A 16,376-nucleotide genomic window follows, 5' to 3' on the forward strand; every position below is an offset into this window, starting at 1 on the left:
GACATGGCTGTCCGTACGCGGTTCGACGTCGACCACACCTGTGGCCACACCATCGAGCACGATCTGTCCGCCCGCCCGGCTGACAAGCGCGCCGCCTTCGCCCGCTGGCTCGCCGCGCGGGAATGCACCGACTGCTGGAAGACCACCCGTGAGACCGAAGGACCCAGCACCCAGGAATGGCTGGAGGCACGACGGGCCGAGGAACAGGCAGAAGCCCGCGCCTGGGCCACTCGCTACGACATGCCGCCGCTGGACGGACCGCCCAAGACCCTCGATTGGGGCGAGCGCTCCCGCCACCAGCTCATGGCCGCCGCGCACACCGCCCTCGTCGTCGAAGGCACCTGCAGCGAGACCGACTGGACCCGCATCGAGGAGCGGGCCCGCACGATCACCCGGGCCGGATGGTGGATCGACCAGCGCGACGCCGACGGAACCGAATTGCCCGAACTGCTCGAGGCAGCAACCACCGACGACATCGGCACCGAGAACCCCTTCCGGTAAACAGCCCCGTCCATAGCGCCGGAAGCCCGGTTAGCCAAACCGGGCCTTCTCCGGACCATGGAAAGCCCCCTCCCCTATCCCTCTTGTCTGTGAAGGACCCGATCGTGTCCGAAGCCGCCTACCGGCCGCCCCTCATACCGGCCGACCCCGTCACGCCCGAACGCAACATCACCCACGGCCACTTCGCGGCCGGAGACCGCATCGTCATCATCAAAGGCGCCTTCGGCGGCGACCTGTGCGGCGAGGAGATGACCGTCGTCGCCCCCTCCTGGCACACCCCTACCGACGAGGACGGCTGGCGGCTGCGCAACCCCCACGGCGGAGCGCACACCTTTATCACCGCCCACCCCCGCCACCTCATCCACGTCGAGCGCTACTGCCCCGACTGCACCAGCCACCTCAAGGCCCTCGCCGAGGTGCTGCTCCCGCAGATGCCGGCGGACCGCGTCGTCGACGGCCGCTGGTACACCCTCAACGCCCTGGACCACCTCATCCACCTCCGCGACCAGCGCAGCGGCCGTTGATCCCCCGCGTTCACCCTCATGAGGTCTCCGCCGCCTCTGCCCTGGCGCGGGCGCTGGGCCGGGAAGCCACCACGGAAGAGGCGCTGACCGAGTACACGATCGTCGCCCACTGGCCGGGCTGGACTACCTCACCCCGGACGACGAGCAGCGGCTGTGGACCGCAGTCGATTGGAGCAACCTCCTCGACGACCCGAACCACGTTCGCAGTGAAGGCGACCGCGACTCGGTGTGGCACCTGAGCCTCCGGCTCCACCCACGCGACCGCACCCTCACCTCGCCGGAGTGGTCCGAGATCGCGCACCGGCTCGCGCGGACCGCCGGCATCGCCGTGCCGGGAGACGAGCGGGGGTGCCGGTGGATCGCTGTCCAGGGCCAGACGGGCCGGCTGGACCTGATCGCGAACCTCAAGCGTCCCAACGGCACCTGGACCGCACTGCCACGCCGTCTCCTCCCCCACCTCGTGGAGGAGACGCGCCGCCTGGAGGCCGAACTCGCACACACTCCGATCAACGCGAGTACGCCCACTGCCCTCCGAGAAGAGACCCGGAACCTGGCCATGCCCCTCGCCGACCGACACCTGGACATCCGCCACGACCCGCGCTCCGGTGAAGTCCTCGCCCGCGGCGGGGACATCGAGGCCCACAGCATCCTCCAGCGCAGCGGGTTCGTTCCCGTCGTGCGCCTGCACGAGCACTACCACCGGCTGCCCACCGGACTGGAGTACGACGAGGCGGTCCGCCTCGCCAAGCATGCGGTCGCCCGCCTGACCGCGGTCGGTTACGACGTCGATCACGACGCGGCCTTCATCACCGGGCGCCGCATCCTGCACGACCCCACCCTCGGCGACCACGTCACCGGTCTCGCCCGGCGCATCCGCGACGCCGACCACACCGAGGAGGTCACCGACGCTCTCACCGAGCTGACCGCCCCCGGCGACGGCGTGCTCGCCGCCGTGGGCGAAGTCCTCACCGCCACCGCCGACTTCCTCCAGGACCTCGGCGAGCAGGCCGACCCGCACTACGCCATGCGCCTGCGCTACCTGGCCTCCGAGCGCCTCAGCATCCTCGTCTCCGACCTCGGCTTCATGCGCGACGAGCTGGCCGACCGGCACACCCCGCGCCCGCACCGCGCGCCCTGCCCGCAACAGGTCGCCTCCGACGAGCAGGAAGCCTCGGTCAGCTGCCCCTGCCCCGCACCGACGCCCGGACCGGCCCAACCGCCACCCGGCCCTGCCGCCGCATCGGGCCGCCGGCGGTAACCCTCAACTCCCGTCCCTCTGGAGAGGAATGCCCCGTACCGATACCCGTGATCTGGAGTCCTTCGCCGCCGCGCTGGCCGAGCAGCTGCCCGGAACCTGGATGAGCGAATACCACTGGCACGCCGCCTATGCCGAGCAGTTCCCCATCGCCAAGGACCTGTGGGACATCAACCTCGTCTCCGCCGCGGTCACCGACATCGTCCTGGGCCACGACGCCGTCCTCACCAGTGACGACGGCAGCCGCCTGTACGTCATCGACCGCCCCGGGCACGAGAAGCACTACCTCATCGGCGTCCTCGCCCCACCCGACATCGGTCCCGAGGATTTCCGCGGTGTCCGGGAGCCGGACGGCATAGCAGTCAGCGACGACCCGATGCAAGCCGCCCACGCGGTCGCAGCCGATCTGCTGCCCCGCTACGAACAAGCCCTCGCCCAGGTCCGGCACAACACTGCGCCCCCGCGCCACCACCCGTCCCGGCTCCGAAACCCGACCGTGTGGTGATGACCTGATACGGCGACGGCGTCATCGCCGCGAAGACCCGCAGCCAAGAGGCAGCCACCGCGCTGCACAGCAACGGCTTCACCTGGGACCCCGCCGAACTCGCCTTCGTCCTCCCCGGCGAGGACATCGCTGAACAAGCAGACAAAGTGCAGGCCGCCGGAGCACAACTCGCGGCCCTGGGCATCGGCGTCCTCATGCACCATCCGCCCCGCGACACCGCCCTGACCACCACACCCGCCCCGCTGGCACACCAGCAGGCCCCATCACGGGGACGTACGCGATGAGCACCGGTCAAGATCCGGAGCCGGAACCGCAGTTCTTCGTACAGGACTACATCTCCATCAGCCGCGACCACCGCACCCAGCTGGTCATCGCCCTCGGCGGCAACGACAAGGCCGCCGGGATCCTGCAGACCACCGGGCACTTCCTCCCCGCCCCTGGGCCGCTGGGCACCTACCACCGCCAACCGCACACCCTGCCCGTCGAAGAACAGCGCCAGGGCGCCACCGCCGCCGCGCAGCATCTGCTCCTCGCCGGCTTCAGCGTCCACCTCGACCCCTCACTCGACGTGCTCATCACCGTCGACTCCGACCGTGCCGCAGCGCACCGGTACCTGGCCCAGCTCGCCACGCGAGCCGGCGCCGCCACCAGCGACCGCGTGGCCGAGGTACTGACCGAACTCGTCACACCCAACGACGGGATGCTGCCGCGGACCCTGATGACTCTTGTTTCCGCCTGGGCGCCCTGGACACGACGCCTGAAAGCCGCTGGGCAGGAACCGGTCCTGCCGGAGCGGCTGATGAACGCCGCCAGCAGCATCTCCCGCCACGCCTGGCAGATCGAGCAGATCCGCAACAAGGCGGCAGCACGCCCCACACCAGGCTCCAATCCCGGTCAGGCCCCCCGCCAACACCCCGCCGGAACGACCCGACTCCTCACCCCGACGCGGGCGTTGACCTGGACGAACAGGAGCACCACCTCGTGGGAAACCTCGCCGATGAATGCGGCACCGACCTGGAGATCTACCGGCGCCTGGGCGCTCAGACCATCTACGCCGACTCCCGCACCGCGGCACCCGAGCACCTCCTCGATCTGCTCGACGGCCTCGGCCTGGAGCGCAAGAGCGTGGTGACGGCCGGCCCCGCCTACATCTGGCACGTCGTCCCCGAAGACCTTCCCCGCCACCAGCAGCATCAGCTGGCCAGCCGCGTCATCCCGCCACTGCTCGCTGCCGGATACCGCGTCAACATCGCCCCGGACCTCTTCGACGAAGCCGCCTACGACAATGCCCTCGCCCAAGTGAAGGCCCGGCAGGCCACCTCGGCCACCGCCGGCGCAGGGCGGCAGGAGGAAGCGGCCATTGTGAACCTGGCCGAGGAGCACGGAAGCGACATCGAGATCTGCCACCGGCCGGGAGGGCGCGTGTGCGCTGATACACGCGCCGAGGTCCATCCGGACGCCTACGTCCTCCTGGAAGCCTCCGCTTCACACGGCCCGACGCTCCCTTGCCGCCCGCAGCGCTCACGTTCGAACTGCCCCCGGACCACACGGCGGAGAAGAAGCAGCGTTTGGCGACACGGGCCGCGCTGGCGTTCTAAGCCACCGGCTTCCAGATCCACATCGCACCGGACCTGTTCAATCCCCCGACCGGGATGAAGGCCCCTGTCCCCGTGCGGCCCGCCCCGGCCGCTCCCGGCCCACACGCACCGGCCCGACGCAGCCACTGAACCAACACCCGCTGGAGCAGCACGATCCCCCACCCTTCCCGCACCAGCCCGCCGCCGATGTCGCCCACGAGTAGTCCCCGGCTGGCGACCTTCCTCTTCCGCCGCTACCTGCACACCGTCGTGATCGGCGAGCGGACACGGCAATCCCTTCGACCCGGACAACCGGCCGGGTCGCCGATGAGGAGCGCACGGTGGAATCCCCCGACTCCCCTACTCGCGGAGGACCATGACCGACGACCCGACCGACCCCGTGCTCCTGGCGCGGGACATCGCCTACGACCTAGGTCGCCTGACCGAACACCTCTCCCAGGCAGGCCCGCAGCAGGCCGCCCTCATCGTCGAATCCATCGTCGACGGTGACGAGGGCGTCCTGGACCGCCTGAACGTGCTGCTGGCCACCGCCTCCCACTACACCCGCGCCGCAGAGGGCACTTTCACGCCCGAACTGTGCCTTGCTCTCGGCGGCGCCGCAGGCGCCCTGGACGACATCAGCTTCGACCTCGACGAGCACCGAAACGAGATCCACCGGATCACTTCGCCGGCCGACAGCATCTCCGCAACACGGGCCTCCACACTCGCCGCCTCTCCTGCGCCACGGTCAACGACGGCAGTGTCGCGACCTGTTCGCGGAGGGCCGTCGTGAGCCCGCGTGGTCCCGGACCGGGCTGGGGCCCGCCGGTGGAGGTTCCACAGCAGCACTACCTGATCCAGCCGCGGCACCTTGCCGGCGGCGGCGACCTCACGCACATCGCCGGCTATCTGCACGCCGCGGGCTGGAAGAACCTCACCCGTCGCTCCGGCACCCGGGTCGTCTTCGACAGCCCGGACGGCACCGTACGCGTCGCCTACGCCGGGGACTTCACCCCGCCGCAGTGGATCGTCGCCGGAAACAGCCCGGATGACCCGGCACAGGCATGGCACGCCACGTTCGGCGCCGCGATCCCGGTGGAGATCCTCGCCGGATTCACCGACAGTCTCGCCCGGGCGCCCACCCCGCAGGCGCCGAACGTGTGGCGCCCGCTGACCGGTCAGGGCTGGACCACCGCCAGTGACCACCCGACCGCGACGAGTCCCGACGGCGGGGCGAGCCTCCAGTTCCGGCAGGAGAACGGCTCCGCGGCCTGGGTGGCCAGCGCCAACACCACCTCCAGCAGCGGACACCAGGTACGCGTGTGGAGCGCGGTACTCAGCCACAACGCGCCCATGCGGGCCGTCGAAGGTTTCGCCGCTGCCCTGGCCGACCCGATGCCGCTGCTGCGCCCGCCGGGAGCCTTGCCCTTCGCCGCCGCCCGGCAGGCGACCGGGACGCCGTACATGGTGCTGCCCTCCCAGCTCGGCGCCTGGCAGCGCCTGCGCATGACAGCCGCCCGCGCCGCCAGACCCGTCAGATCCGCGTGGGCCATCCACCGCTCCCGCACACCGGCACGGAGACCGAAGCCGGCACAGGTACCCAAGCCGCCTGCGTTGGCCGGCGGCGGGCGGCGTCGATGAAGCAGGCGCATCCCGCTGTGGCGGCCCTCGACCCGCGCCGCAGCATCCAGTTCACCACCAGCCCCCGGCACCTGGCCGGGTGCGGCGACCCGCGGCACATCACCCAGGCACTTCGCGCGGCCGGGTGGAAGAACCTCTCCGACCCCGACTATCCGCACGTCGTCCAGATCAGCCCCGACCAGCGCTACAGCCTCGTCCTGGCACCCGACTCCCGCACCGGCACCGCATGGTGGCGTCTCCGCACCGAGACCTGGGACGAGAACTGGTACGCCGAGTTCGGCGGCCACATCCCGGTCGAGATCCTCGCCGGATTCACCGACGCCCTCATCCGCGCCACCCCCAAGGAGGAGCCGGATGTGTGGCGACCCCTGGCCGCGGCGGGCTGGACCCACACGCAAGACCAGCACGGCACCCAGCAGGCCCTCCACCCGGACCGGCAGCTGTCCCTGCGCCGCCACGCCGTACTCGGCGACGGGGCCTTCCACTGGCAGGCCGAGGTACGGCTCGACAACGGGCTCGGCGGCCATCAGCGCCTGTGGCACGCCTTCGTCGACGACCGCACCCCGCGCCATTTGCTCGCCGGATTCACCACCGCGCTGGCCGCCACTGGCCCGGTCCAGCGCCCCATGGCCGGCGCTCCCCACCCGCACCTCGTGACCCAGGAGCGCACCGGCCCCCAGGGCGAAGCGCTCGCCGAAGCCCACCAGCAGCGGCTCGCCGGCGCACGGACAGCCGCCCGAAAAGCCCGCCGCACAGCGGCTCTTCAGGCCCAGCGCACGCCCGCACCGGCCGCAGAACCCGCGGCCCCGGCCCGGCGCCGCTGACCGTTCGAACCGGGCGCCCCGTCCCTTGGCCGGGCCTATCTGCCCATCCCTATCCCGTCTGGGAGTTGAACCATGACGATCCATCCACACAACCTGCAGACGCTGCGGCTGCGCCAGCTCGCCATCTACCTCCGCGAGGCCGAACGGATCCTGGCGGACTGGGACTTCTACTCCGACCAGCACAGCGATGCCGAGGGCTGGCCGATCGACGACGTCGCCTACGGGCTGCGTCAGCGCCAGCGCGACGCGGACACCTGGCGCGCCTTCCGCTTCCTCCTCAACGACGGCCACCACGTACTCGACGGCGCACAAGCGCAGCTCGACACGATCCCTGCGGGCGAGCGGACGAGAGGTTGGGCACACGCCCTCACCACGCTCCGGGACAGTCTCGGCAAGATGCGCGCGCTGCAGTCCGAATGGCGCGAGATCCGCGCCTCGCTGCCGGAGAACGCGCGGCCCGGCACCGAGGCGTACGACGAGGCCCTCGCGGAATGCAACGCGGATGCCTGGCACTACCTGGACACCTGGGCGATTCAGGGCCACAGGCTGATCGACATCGCCGCCGCCGCAGAGCAGACCATGCCGTCGCACGACCGCCCGGCCCCTGCCCGCGCCGTGGAACCGCCCCCCACTCCCCGCAGGCCACCGCGACGCCGGTGACGACGCGCAGCCGCCGGATGACCGCCGCTAGCCGCTCCTGAACGCCACCGGCTCAGAGTTCCCAACTGCCCTTCCCTCCGCCGAGAGTCCCCCTCACCTCCCCGCGTACTACGTCCGGACCTGCCCTTGCCCCGCTCCTCTTCCACGCCCTCCTCCAGCGACGGCTATGACGTCGCCTTCCGCATCCTTCTCGCCGTCATGGCCATCGCCGTGCCGCTGTCCAACCTGGCCTGGCTCGGCGGGAACATCACCACCCGACTGACCGGCGCCGGCCCGTGGGCGCCCTACCAGCCGGCCGCCGCGCTGCTCCACCCAAAGCTCCTGTGGCCCCACACCGGTGACACCGCCCTGCTGTTCGGCCGTCTCATGGTGCCGATCACCCTCCTGCTGGGGCTCGCAGCCCTGGGCGCCCTGTGGTGGAGGAGCCGCGAGGGCAGTCCTGGAAGGAAGGAGACAGTGTCGGGCATGGCCAAACGCAGCGACATCGCCCCGCTGCTGTCCAAACAGACGGCGGCCAAAGCCCGTTCACTGCGGCCGAGCCTGAAGAACGCCTCCACCATCGCGGCCAGCGAAACCGGCATCCTGCTCGGCAACCTCGCAGGCACGCGACGCGAGGTCCGCATGGGCTACGAGGACGTCGCCGTGGCCATCATGGCCCCCCGCTCGGGCAAGACCACCGCGTTGGCCATCCCCGCCATCCTCCACGCACCCGGGCCCGTCCTGCTCACCAGCAACAAAGCCGCCGGAGACGCCTACACCGCCACCCTGGAAGCCCGCGCCGCCATCGGCCGGACCTGGACCATGGACCCCCAGCAGATCGCCCACGCCGAACGGGCCATGTGGTGGAACCCGCTCTCCGCGGCGACCACCCTGGAAGGCGCGAACCGGCTCGCCGGGCACTTCCTCGCCGCCTCCGTCGACGCCAACCAACACGGCGACTTCTGGTCCAAAGCCGGATCCAACATCCTCGCCCAGCTCTTCCTCGCCGCCGCCAACGACCACCGCCCCATCACCGACGTGATGGCCTGGCTCGCCTTCCCCGGCGACCGCACCCCGCTCGACATCCTCCGCGACACCGGCTTCGCCGCCGTCGCCGCCCAACTGAAGGGCACCGTCGAAGGACCGCCCGAAACAAGGGACGGCATCTTCGAAACCGCCCGCCAGTACGCCGCCGCCCTCCTCAACGCCGACATCGCCGCCTGGGTCACCCCGCACGACGAGGTGGAGCAGTTCCGGCCTGAGGAGTTCGTCACCGGCCGCGACACCCTCTACCTGCTCTCCAAGGACGGCGGAGGCGGCGCGTCCGCGCTGATCGCCGCCTGCGCGGATGCGGTGATGCGCACCGCAACTGCCGAGGCCGAACGCTCCGGCGGGCGCCTCGACCCGCCCGCCCTGGCCGTCCTGGACGAGGCCGCGAACGTCTGCAAGATCAGCGATCTGCCCGACCTGTACTCCCACTTGGGCTCGCGCGGCATCATCCCGCTCACGATCCTGCAGTCCTACCGGCAGGGCCAGAAAGTGTGGGGCGAGGCCGGCATGGACGCCATGTGGTCCGCGAGCACCGTAAAGGTCATCGGATCCGGCATCGACGACCCCGACTTCGCCGACAAACTCTCCCGCCTCATCGGCGAGCACGACGTCGAGACCAAATCCGTCTCCTCCTCCGAGTCGGGGAAGTCCACCTCCGTCTCGATGCGGCAGCAGCGGATCCTGCCCCCGGACGCGATCCGCGCCCTGGCCAAGGGCACCGCCCTGTGCTTCGCCACCGGCATGCGCGCCGCGATGCTCACCCTGCGCCCCTGGTACGCCGAGCCCGGCGCCGAGGAGCTGTCCGCGGCCTCCGCCCGCGCCTCCAAAGCCATCACCGCCCGCGCCATCAACAAGACCGCACCCAACCGTGACGACTACGGGACCGCCGCCTGACGCCCGCCCTCTCCTGCCGCACACACACCGAGCGGGGCGCGGCAGACGGCCCAACTCCCCCCGAATGAAAGGTCTCTGTGAGCATGGTGACTGAACCCGACGATCTGGACGACCTCACGCCGGCAGCGGCGCTGGACGCCGTCATCGACGCCCACCCCGTGCAGCCCGGCGTCGGCAGCACCGGCCTGTTCACCGCCACCCGGCACATCAACCTCCTGTCCCACCTGGCCCGCCGCCTCGCCGGCGACGCCTACCACTATGCGGAGCAAGCCGAGCACCGCCCCGCAGATTCCGAGCGGATGGCCGGCGTGCTGGCCACGGCGTGCCGCCCCGTCACGCAGGCCCTGCAGCACTACGTCCAAGCCCTCGCTCCGCTGGGCGACCTGCGCACACCCCCGGATGACGAGGACACCGCCGCCGTGCGGAAAGCCGAGGGGCTGCGCCGCACCGTGCACAGCCACCTGCGCCAAGCCCGCACGGCCCTCGACCTCACAGGTGAGGTCCTGACCGCCTCAGACGATACGGCCGCACGTCAGCACTCCGGCCCTGCACCAGGCAGCCCCCCGCCCGCGCCGGGCGGCAAGCAGCCGCGGCGCGCCCGCTGAACACGCCGGGAACTCCTGTGGCTTTCATCGACCATCACGACGTCTTCTTCGGATCAGCCGACGACGGATCCCCGTTCGTCGTCGTCAACGCCGATATCCGCGACGCCCACCGCTCCCTCACCCAGAGCGGATTCACGACCTGCGCACAGCACGGCCGGACGATGTACCGGCTGCCGCCCGGCACCTCACGCCAGGACGCCGCCCAGGCCACGGCGCTGGCCTTCATGCAGCTGCTCGCCAAGACCACCAACATCGCCGACCTTACCTCCACGGCACGCGACGAGGCGGTGGCCGATGTCCGCTTCGACCTGACCGGCAAGCACGTCACCGCCAGAACCCGATCGAGTGCGATCCGACAGGTACTGGCATTGCACGGCTTCCGCCCCACCCCCGCGGGCCACGTCCTGCCGCCGGAGACGACCGAATCCGAAGCCATCGCCCTCGTCGTCCAGGCCGAGAGCCACCTCTACACCACGGGCGCACGCATCCACGTCGCCCTCGGCATCCCCGCGCCCGAGAACCCGCATCCCGCACGGCCACCTAGCACGCCGCGCCGAGTAACCGCGGCCCCCGGCGGCAACGAGCCGCCGCGACGCGCCCGCTGAAGCCCCGCCCGACACAGCAGAGAACACCTCATGGAAGAGGCCACTCCTCTCGCCCAGACCACCCAGCCCAGTACCCTCGCCGACCGCCTCACCTCCCTACGACAACACCTGACCACGGAAGCAGCCGAGCCTGGCACCGGCACAGCCACCCTGCGGCGCCCCACGCCGCTGCTGACCAGCACTCAGGAACCCATCGCCAACGCGCTCGCCCGCCTGGCCGTCCTTGACGACAGCCCGCTCGCCCAGTGGGACGACATCGTCGCCTTCGACGCCGCCATTCGCGAGGGCAACGCCCGCACCAACGCCACCGGCAACCAGCTGCTCGGCCAGCCATTCCTGAACGGCTCCCAGTGGGTGTCCATGGCCCAAGCCCTCGGCTGGGGCGCCACCAACCGGCCCGTCCCCACCGTCTGCGCCGGCGGCGGACCCGAACCCTTCCCACCGGCTCCCGCAAATCCCTCACCGACGCCCGCGAACGCGGCACCTGACTCCTGCACACCGGCCGCGACCAGCGACCCGATGGAACCCGCCAGACCACCAGCCCCCACACCGGCCGGCACCAGCACTCACCACAAGGTCCGGCGGCCAGTGGACCGTCCGGCCCCACCTCCGGGCCACAGACACGCCTGACGGTGAGAGCGGGCGGAAGTGGCTGCTGCGCAGCAACAACCAGACCAACGCCACAGTTCGCGCCGCGGATGAACCCGCCGGCACGCTCTTCTTCGGCCACCGGGCCAATGAGTGCACCTGACGGGAACGCAAGATCGTTCCTGCGGGTTGTGTACTCCGTGGTGATCAAGATGGTCGAGGATGCGTTTTTCCCAAGGGTCGCTGTGCGGGTTGAACGCGTCGACGGCTCCTTCGACGGGCTCGTGGTGGAGGCGGTGTCCACCGCCAGGCCGGGCCGGTGCCCGGACTGCCGACAGCAGTTCGGTGCCAGGCCCAGGCGGCGAGAGCAGTCGAGCAGGCCGACGCCCTGGCCAAGGAGTGAACCGCCCCGTGTTCATTGGACGGTTCCGTTCGCAGTCAGGCACCCTCACGGCGCTGCAGCCATCGAAAGCCACGGTCCGCCACCGCCAGTAGCGCACCCCTGGAGTGGTGTGCTGCGCGATAGGACCGGCCATCTCGTCGAACAGCGACTTCAACGGAGCGGGCTCCAGACGCCGCCGCAGATAGCCCGATCCGGCCGGGACGTCTTCCGGCGGGGCGGGACAGCGAGCGGCGGCGCCGTATCCGTGCGGTCCCGATGACAACGCCCCATCAAGCCGCCGGTGCTGGCGTCAGCGGGGCACCGGCAGACGGGGCAGGCGTGGTTCGACAAGGGGGCGGAACACCCGTCGTGCCGGTCCAGTCGACAGCAGGACCACGGTCGTCACGACGGCAGCGGAGAGGAACAGTTGCCCGGCCGGGCCATGGTCTTTCAGGGCCGTGTACACACCGGCGGCCTCGCCCGCGCGGATCAGCAGGCCATGCAGGAGATAGGGATACATGGTGCCGGCGCCCAGCGTCGTGAACCGCGTGCGCCGCCGTGGGACGCATGCGAGGAAGGCCGCGACCAGCAGCCCGCTGAACGCGAAGAGCCCGGACCGCAGGGCAAGGTACTCCTGCCAGCTGACGCCGAGGGCGGTGCGGCCGACGTCCATGGACAGCCAGTGGTCGTCCGGACCGGGAGCAAGCAGATAGGCCCCGGCCACGGCGAGGATCAGCACCGGGACGGCGCAGCGGCGGGCCAGCGCGGTACCGAGCCGCTCGAAGTGCCGGGGTTCGAGGCATAGTCCGAGCACGAACCAGGGCAGGAACATCAGTACCCGCGGCAGCGCCAGGTCGTAGCTCATCGTGGTCAGTCCGGCGGCGAACGAGATCAGCACGGATGTGGCCACGGGGTAGCGGATGGCTCGCCACAGGGGCGTGGTCAGCCGCCACAGGAACAGCGCGGCGAGGAACCAGCAGATGTAGGTGGGCCGGGTGTAGGTGACCTCGAAGGGCTGGCCCCGCACCGCGCTGTTGGCAGCGGAGTGGAGTGTCTCGAAGATCAGGTACGGGATAAGCACGCCTTCGATGAGGCGGCGGATTTGGTCGGGGCGGGCGGTGAAGCGCCGTGAGAAGTAGCCGCAGAGCAGGATGAACGCGGGCATGTGGAAGCCGTACACGACGGTGTACACGGCCCGCAGGGCGGGGGGCACGCTGAGCTGCTCCCAGCCGTGCCCGAGCGCGACCAGCACGATGAGGAGGAACTTGGCGTTGTCGAAGAACGGGTCGCGGCCGGAGAGCGGGGCGCAGTCCGTGGTCCGGGTGCGCGGGTCCGGGGTCGGCAGGCTCATCCCGTCCTGGCCTTGGTGGGTGCTGAGGGCTCGGTCGGCTGCCAAGGGGCGAGGCGGGCTCCGGCGCGGGTGGCGTGGGTCCAGTACAGGCGGCCGTCGAGGCCGAGCACGGTGAGGGCGGCGCAGCCGGACTCAAGGGAGGCGGCGGAGGGCGCGCCGACCAGGAGCAGTCCGGTGCGGTTCCATCGCGGGCCGCTCTTCGCGGTGGCGGCGGACCCACCCCAGGCCGTGGCGGCGTCCCCGGCGGCGGACCGGGCCGCGAGCAGGAGGCCGCCCCAGGCGGTTGCCGCGGCACTCACCTGGCCGTAGCCGCCCGTCTGGCCCAGATCGACGACGTCTGCCGGAGCGAGAACGAGACCGGCCGCGCGGAGGCGGGCGGCCCGCACGTTCCCGGAGCCGGGCGCGCGGAACAGCACTCGGACGCCGTCGCCGTCCTCCAGGACGGTGAGCGGCAGCGTGGTGGGCGGCAGCCCAGTGGCCAGCGGGCCGCGCACGGCGGCGCCTGGCCCGTCCTGGACCCAGGCGAGGACCGAGTGCGTTGTGGCAGCGAGGACATAGCCGCGGCCGTTGCCGTCCGTGGCGGCGACGGGGTCACCGTGGACGGCCGTGCCGCCCAGGCCGCGCCAAGGCCCCCAGGTGCCGTCCGGTGCCTGGGTGCGGGAGGTCAGCCGATGGCCACTGTCCCGCAGGTACACGGCCATCGTGCCGTCGTGCCGCACCGCTACCGCGGGGGAGCTGATGTCGGACGCCCCAGCCTCGTCGGAGATCTCCGGCGTGCCCAGCGACTGCCAGGGGCCGAACGGTCCGTCCGGGGCCGTCTGAATGGTGAAGCCCACTTCAGTGCTGTAGTCGGTGGGGCGGGCGCCGAAGAGGGTGCGGATACCGAAGACGGCGATCCGTCCGTCGGGCATCGCCACGGGGCGGATGCAGGTATCGACGCCGGTTCTGGTGAGGAACGTGGGTCCTGCCCACCGCGCCTTGGCCCAGCGTCCGCCGGTGGCCGCCGGACGGTGCCATCGCGCGATCCGGCCGTCCAGCACGGCGAAGGCCGACAGGCTGTCCCCTCTGCCCGGCAGCAGCCAGCTTGCGCCCGTGTCTGCTGCGTGATGGATGCTGTGAGACCAGTGCGGCTTCGGGTGCAGGGCGACCTTGAGGTCTCCGCAGCCCACCGGGTCCTGACAGGAGTTGCGGGGGGCGCCGCTCCAAGCGTACGTCTCGAGGGAGCGGGCCTTGGAAGCGCCGGAGGCCCGGTCGAGGGTCCGAGGCAGACCGCCGTTGAAGTACCCCATGTAGGTCTGCACGGTGAAGTGGGGGCGTGGGCCGAAGGCAGCGTAGCCGGCGAGGGCCCGCTGCACGAACCGGGCACCGTAGAGGTGGTCCTGGTGGTCGGCGCACTTGAGGTTGCGGTCGAGGCGGCCGGGCGTCGGGTTCTGCATTCGGACCTGGGTCGGCCGGAAGCGCTCCAGATAGCCGGTCAGGGTTCGTATGAGCTGTTCCCGGGTGTACGAGAAGTCACGGGTGACCATGCCGCCGTGGGCGAGCTGCGTGCCGAGCGCACCGACGCGGCCGTCCCACAGCCCGTGCAGGCTGTGCGGGCGGTCCCCGGTGATGCTGTCCGCCTCGTGCAGGAGCGTCCACACCAACTGGATGTGGGGGTGCCCCCGGAGCGAGTCGAGCTCCGCCTGGCCGCCGCCCGCCGTGGCGATTACGGTGTGCCGCCACGGGTGGGTGGCACGGCCGGTGACCATCTCGGCGTATGCGGCGCGGATGCCGTTCTGCCGCGCCTTGGCGAACTTGGCCTTGTCACGCCCGAACGGGGACGGGCCGCGGCGCGGCCCGTTGACGCCGTTGGACTCCCCGGACGTCAGATAGACGGTGGCCACGGGGCGGCCGCTGCGCAGTGACTGGCCGGCCTCTGGGTTGATGAAGAAGAGGTCGTCGTCGGGGTGGGCGACGATCTGCACGATCGACTCCGCGGTAGGGGGCGGTGCCCCGGCGGCCGCCCATGTCCCCGTGGGTACCGCCGTCGTCAGGTCCGGCGGCCGGTGCTCCGGACCGGCCGGTGACTTCCACCATCCCCGGCCGATCACCATGCCTGCCGGGGCGACGGCGCACACCATGGTGGCCGCGAGGACGTCACGACGAGTTGATCGCGCAAAGCCGCGTTCTTCAGGAGGCATGCGATGTCGGTGCTTTCTGCGGAGTCGGGGCCGAGAAGTGCCGGCCCAGCTAGTGAACGGGGGTGAGTTCGGGATATGGATGCGTAGATACGGAGAAAGACGGCACAGGGATGCCACGAGTTCGGCCGAGTTGTGTTAAGTGATGATCGTCACGGGGGCGTGCGGGCTGCGGCCGGAGCGTCAAGGCAGGAGGAAGCCGGGGGGCACGGAATTCCGGACGCCGGGACGAGTAGCGGCACAGCGCTGCTCCGCGGGGGAACCGGGCGGCGTCGTAATCGTGTCGAGGGGGCGTGCGCCCCGGAGAGTCAGAGCGTGGCGGTCTTCGGGGCGCTGCTGCTGGGGCGTGGCGGGGTGAGCAGCCCGGCGGCCCGACCGAGGCGTGGTCGCTGGACGTCGCCGGAGACCCTTTCCCGCTGTACACAGTGAGCCGAGAGCGGGGACGGGAACTGTCAAGTTGTCTCGGGGTGTGTCGGCTGAGGGCGCGTCAGGGCGTGGTGGGCCTGTAGCAGTGCCGTCTTCAGACCGGGGCACGAGCGCGGCGGAGGCGTCGTCGATGAGTCGTTGGGCCATGCGCGGGACTTTGGGACGGATGACCTCGGCCAACCGACGCCGACCCGCTTTCCGCAGAGCGGCCGGGGAGCCGTAGCGCTCCAGGAGCCAGGTGACCGCCCGGTGGTCCAGCTGCGGGCCAAGGACACGTTCCAGGCTGGGGTGGAACTGGGTGAGCAGGCCGCGGATGCGGTTGGAAGTGCGGGTGGCCTCGGCGGCCAGGTCCTGGTCGAAGCCGACGAGCACGGTCAGCTCCGCTGTGAGCTCGTCTGCCAGTTCCAGCGAGCGCAGGGTGTGGGGCATGGTGCGGGCGGCGTCCGCGATGACCGTGGCGTCTTTCGCGTCGGTCTTGGCTTCGCCCGGGTAGAGATCGGCGATGCGCCGCATGGACAGTCCGGGCAGGTAGGCGACCTTGCAGCCAGCGTCTCGGGCGACGGTCAGGGGCAGGGCGCCGATCGAGGCGGGCTGGTCCACGACGACCAGGACGGTGCCGAACTTCGCGGCCAGCTTCTCGAAGACGGCCCGCAACTTCGGCTCGCTGTTGGGCAGCTGCTTGTCGAAGACCTTCTTGCCGTCCGGTGTGAGCCCGTGCCCGTGATGGGCACTCTTGCCGACGTCCAGGCCAAGGAAGACGCCCACGTCGCTGATGTCGGTCACCGTGCCCCCACGTGTGTCGATGCCATGCCGGCCTCGGCGTTGGGGCCGT

General features: G+C 71.0%; 14 protein-coding genes and 2 pseudogenes. 13 read left to right on the top strand and 3 right to left on the bottom strand.

Translation table 11 applies throughout. From position 1 onward, the window contains the following. Positions 1-3 precede the first annotated feature (3 nt). From ACSMXX_RS01385 to ACSMXX_RS01445, 13 genes and pseudogenes are all read left to right on the top strand, one after another. Positions 4-501 (top strand): hypothetical protein, encoded by a 498-nt coding sequence (locus ACSMXX_RS01385; protein WP_473182181.1) that lies wholly within the window; start codon positions 4-6, stop codon positions 499-501. A gap of 104 nt (positions 502-605) precedes the next feature. Next, the gene (locus ACSMXX_RS01390; RefSeq protein WP_473182182.1) at positions 606-1,025 is read left to right on the top strand and encodes a hypothetical protein; all 420 of its coding nucleotides are present in this window, start codon (positions 606-608) and stop codon (positions 1,023-1,025) included. A 226-nt stretch (positions 1,026-1,251) separates the two neighbouring features. Next, positions 1,252-2,283 carry a hypothetical protein gene (locus ACSMXX_RS01395; protein ID WP_473182183.1) on the top strand — a complete coding sequence of 344 codons (1,032 nt, stop codon included), beginning with the start codon at positions 1,252-1,254 and terminating at the stop codon, positions 2,281-2,283. Positions 2,284-2,311: 28 nt separating this feature from the next. Further along, positions 2,312-2,785, top strand: coding sequence for a hypothetical protein (locus ACSMXX_RS01400; RefSeq protein WP_473182184.1), 474 nt, complete (start codon positions 2,312-2,314; stop codon positions 2,783-2,785). A gap of 280 nt (positions 2,786-3,065) precedes the next feature. Further along, positions 3,066-3,917, top strand: a complete 852-nt coding sequence (locus ACSMXX_RS01405) for a hypothetical protein (RefSeq protein WP_473182185.1) — start codon at positions 3,066-3,068, stop codon at positions 3,915-3,917. Positions 3,918-4,738: 821 nt separating this feature from the next. Further along, complete coding sequence (locus ACSMXX_RS01410; protein ID WP_473182186.1) at positions 4,739-5,155, top strand: hypothetical protein; 417 nt, start codon at positions 4,739-4,741, stop codon at positions 5,153-5,155. Then, positions 5,152-6,003, top strand: coding sequence for an SPDY domain-containing protein (locus ACSMXX_RS01415; RefSeq protein WP_473182187.1), 852 nt, complete (start codon positions 5,152-5,154; stop codon positions 6,001-6,003). Before ACSMXX_RS01410 ends, ACSMXX_RS01415 begins: the two co-directional genes overlap by 4 nt. Beyond that, positions 6,000-6,827, top strand: a complete 828-nt coding sequence (locus ACSMXX_RS01420) for an SPDY domain-containing protein (protein ID WP_473182188.1) — start codon at positions 6,000-6,002, stop codon at positions 6,825-6,827. The genes ACSMXX_RS01415 and ACSMXX_RS01420 overlap by 4 nt, the downstream gene beginning before the upstream one ends. Positions 6,828-6,899: 72 nt before the next feature. Continuing rightward, positions 6,900-7,487 (top strand): hypothetical protein, encoded by a 588-nt coding sequence (locus ACSMXX_RS01425; protein ID WP_473182189.1) that lies wholly within the window; start codon positions 6,900-6,902, stop codon positions 7,485-7,487. A 126-nt stretch (positions 7,488-7,613) separates the two neighbouring features. Further along, positions 7,614-9,410 carry a type IV secretory system conjugative DNA transfer family protein gene (locus ACSMXX_RS01430; RefSeq protein ID WP_473182190.1) on the top strand — a complete coding sequence of 599 codons (1,797 nt, stop codon included), beginning with the start codon at positions 7,614-7,616 and terminating at the stop codon, positions 9,408-9,410. Positions 9,411-9,493: 83 nt separating this feature from the next. Beyond that, positions 9,494-10,015 (top strand): hypothetical protein, encoded by a 522-nt coding sequence (locus tag ACSMXX_RS01435; RefSeq protein ID WP_473182191.1) that lies wholly within the window; start codon positions 9,494-9,496, stop codon positions 10,013-10,015. A gap of 17 nt (positions 10,016-10,032) precedes the next feature. After that, positions 10,033-10,620 (top strand): hypothetical protein, encoded by a 588-nt coding sequence (locus tag ACSMXX_RS01440; protein WP_473182192.1) that lies wholly within the window; start codon positions 10,033-10,035, stop codon positions 10,618-10,620. Positions 10,621-10,965: 345 nt separating this feature from the next. Beyond that, positions 10,966-11,368, top strand: a pseudogene (locus ACSMXX_RS01445) (DNA cytosine methyltransferase); the annotation flags it as partial. Positions 11,369-11,900: 532 nt separating this feature from the next. Here the strand turns inward: ACSMXX_RS01445 and ACSMXX_RS01450 are convergent. The 3 genes and pseudogenes from ACSMXX_RS01450 to ACSMXX_RS01460 all read right to left on the bottom strand — a co-directional run. Continuing rightward, entirely contained in the window at positions 11,901-12,941 is a 1,041-nt protein-coding gene (locus tag ACSMXX_RS01450; RefSeq protein WP_473182193.1) for an acyltransferase family protein, read from the bottom strand. After that, positions 12,938-15,121: a PIG-L family deacetylase gene (locus ACSMXX_RS01455; RefSeq protein ID WP_473182194.1), complete on the bottom strand. Its 2,184-nt coding sequence runs from the start codon at positions 15,119-15,121 to the stop codon at positions 12,938-12,940. Before ACSMXX_RS01455 ends, ACSMXX_RS01450 begins: the two co-directional genes overlap by 4 nt. A gap of 531 nt (positions 15,122-15,652) precedes the next feature. After that, positions 15,653-16,327: pseudogene (locus ACSMXX_RS01460) on the bottom strand (IS110 family transposase); the annotation flags it as partial. Positions 16,328-16,376: the final 49 nt, after the last annotated feature.

The sequence above is a fragment of the Streptomyces sp. DSM 116795 genome (genome assembly GCF_055792905.1).